Genomic DNA, 2,889 nt, shown 5'->3' with positions numbered 1-2,889 from the left:
GTACCGCTTCGTGTACTTGCTTCCCACCTGGTGCTACTTCCTCTGGAACCTCAAGATCCCAGTCTCCAGGTGTCCACGATCAAGGGGAAGCTTCATCACGGTGACGAGGATGCGGTCGGCGTTCGAGAGCAGGGGTCTGCCGTGTGCTCCGGGTGCTTTCAGGCGGCGGCCGCCGCGCTGCTGGAACTTGCGTTGTTCGGCCTGGGCAGCTTGCGCGGGGGCCAGTTGGGCGCACAGTGCCTTCAGCTCCGATGAGGTCATGCCGCACAGACGCGGGTCGGCGAGCATCGCCAGCACCTGCGACCTGCCCTGGTCCCGATCGCTCGTGCTGGTCGCGCGATTGCCAGGGGCGCCGGCCGGGGCGATCGTGTAGTTCCAGGGTCCGTGCTGGTCATGGGGCGTGATCGGCAGAGAGCGCAGGTGCTCGCGGCTGACGGAGATTCCCACCGGGTAGGTTCCGGTGTCCAGCTCGGCGTGAACGCGCAGGCCGGTGCGGGTGCGGGTCGCGGCGATGCTATTGACCACGACTTCGTGGCTGGTCAGAGGCCTGCCACGCCAGTTCATGGTGATGTGGGAGAACAGCCGATGCTCGACCTTGTTCCATTTTGAGGTGCCCGGCGGAAAGTGGCAGACGGTCACCGTGAGACCCGTCTGGGCGGCGAAGGCGGCGAGTTCGGCCTTCCATAACCGGTAGCGGTAGCTGTTGGACCCTCCGCAGTCCGCGGTGATCAACAGTCTGTCGGCATCTGGGTAGTCCATCCGCCCGCGGGCCTGCCACCAGCGGCGGATCGACTCGACGGCGAATACGGAGGTGTCGTGATCGGTGCCGACGTTCACCCAGCCGCTGTCGTGGGCCAGATCGTAGATGCCGAAGGGTATCGCCACGTCGACGTCGGGGCCGATGAAGTAGAAGCTGTGATCCTCCACCTGAACCGGATCGCCGGCGGGGCGCCATTGCCGCCCGGGGTTCGGCAGCTGCCCCAGCTGTTCCTTCTTCTTGGCATCGATGCTGATGACCGGCTGATTGCCGGACTGGTGCTGCTTGACCTGCTCGTTGATGTAGTGGAACTGTGCGTCCCGGTTGGGGTGCTGCTTGCCCTCCAGCGTCTTGGCGCTGGCCTGGAGGCTGAAGCCCTGCCCCGTCAAAAGCCGCCCGACGGTCGGAGCGGAGACCGGGTGGCCCTGCCGGGTGAGCTCCTCTGCGAGGTTGCGCAGGGACTTGGTGGTCCAGCGCAGCGGCGACATCGGATCACCCCGCTCGTCCGGCTCCACCAGCTTCAGCAACGCAGGAATCAGGGAAGGATCTTGTTCCTCGGCGGGCTTGCGGCCACCCCCGGGGCGCCGGACGCTGCTGTCCGGTAGCGGATCCCCACCGGCCTCCAGCTCGAACACCCCGTTACGGACCGTGCTCTCGCTCACCCCGGCCACCCGCGCAACGGCCCGTACCCCACCGTGTCCGAGCAGTCGCGCCTCCTGGCCAGCATCAGGCGCCGCTGACGCTCGTTCAGATGCGGCAAGACGACCTGGAACCGCAGCGCAAGCTGATCCAGAACGTCGGCGGCGAAGCTCATACCAGAGCAACGAACTTGTCCTATGAAAGCAACGGGTTGATTCTTTACGGCTTCAGTGAACCCGGCACCTTTGCCGCGCACAGTCGGGCGACGTTTGCGGGTCGAGCGCAGCACGAAACGGGCCCCGGTGTCCTGCACGGCCTGAAGGAAGTCGAACGCGTCGTAGTAGGCGTCGGCCAGCAGGAGCATCGATGCGTCCAGATGTCCCAGCAGACGGCGAGCGTAGGCGAGTTCGCCGATGTCGTCGGGTCCGAAGACCGCGTCCACCAGAGCCCGTGTGCCGCACTCCACGAGGGCGACCAGGCGCACCAGCGGGTTGCCGAACGCGCGGACCCTGCCGATGTGCTTGCGAAAACGCCACGTCACCGCTTCCTCGTCGGGAGCGGACAGGGTGGTGCCGTCAACGGCGACCAGGCGCAGGCCCTGGTAGAAGGCGCAGGACTGGCGGTGGTCGGCCACTGGTCCGGCCAGGATCGAGAATAGGTGGCGCAGCGGTCCGCTTCCCAGCCGGCGCCGGGCACGTGCCAGCGACGAGGGGCACGGGCGGGCCACGGGCACGCTGCCCAGTCCCGCCGTGAGCCTGGCCCATACCGCCTGGTAGGAGGATCGCTCGAAGAAGGCGAGGGCCAGCACGAAGTACACCACGCGCCGGGAGCAGGCGTACCCCCTGCGTGCGGACGCCGGTGTCCTCCAGGACCGCGTCGACTACCGGTAGTTCGTTAAATCCGGCGGTGGAGTGGGTTGACGGCAATTCGGGTTGGTCGTAGGCCGGTGGGAGGAGTCAACTGCCTTGCTAGGGGCTGCATATGACCGCTCGCCGTCCGTGTCCGCCCGCGCCGGGGCCGTTGGAGGACTACGCGGCCCGGTTCGACGACCTCTTCTTCAGCCTGGCTCAGCGGCGAGGGTTTCGCGAGTACTTGACGGGGCTGCTGGCGCCACGGGAGCGGAACAAGACGATCACCTGCCTGGCAGGGTCGGAACCGGTTGCAGGCGCGGGGATGCCTGGCGTGCAGCGGCTGCAGTTTTTCCTGTCCGAGTCACCCTGGGAAGTCGAGCAGGTCAACGACCGGCGGCTTGAACTGCTGCGTGAGGAGCCGGCGACGGCTCCGCACGACGGCGGGGTCATCGTGATCGACGACTCCGGAGACCGCAAGGACGGCACGAAGACCGCACATGTCGGCCGGCAGTGGCTGGGCCGGCTGGGCAAGACGGACAACGGCATCGTCACGGTGACCACCGTGTGGACCGACGGCCGCGTGTACTACCCGCTGCACGCGACTCCCTACACCCCCGCCCACCACTTCACCCGCGGCCGGAC

At 67.2% G+C, this 2,889-nt stretch carries 1 protein-coding gene and 2 pseudogenes; 1 reads left to right on the top strand and 2 read right to left on the bottom strand.

Going from position 1 to position 2,889, the window contains the following annotated elements:
- Positions 1-87 precede the first annotated feature (87 nt).
- A pseudogene (locus ACFZDC_RS41955) lies at positions 88-1,571 on the bottom strand (ISAzo13 family transposase); the annotation flags it as partial.
- A gap of 81 nt (positions 1,572-1,652) precedes the next feature.
- A pseudogene (locus tag ACFZDC_RS41950) lies at positions 1,653-2,231 on the bottom strand (transposase domain-containing protein); the annotation flags it as partial.
- A gap of 146 nt (positions 2,232-2,377) precedes the next feature.
- Here ACFZDC_RS41950 and ACFZDC_RS41945 point away from each other — a divergent pair.
- Positions 2,378-2,889, top strand: a 512-nt coding sequence (locus tag ACFZDC_RS41945) for a transposase (protein ID WP_391332362.1), incomplete at its 3' end; no start/stop codon positions are given.

It is taken from the genome of Streptomyces sp. NPDC007905, from assembly GCF_042959345.1.
In the GTDB taxonomy this organism is placed as follows: domain Bacteria; phylum Actinomycetota; class Actinomycetes; order Streptomycetales; family Streptomycetaceae; genus Streptomyces.
This window is presented reverse-complemented; position numbering and strand designations above follow the sequence as displayed.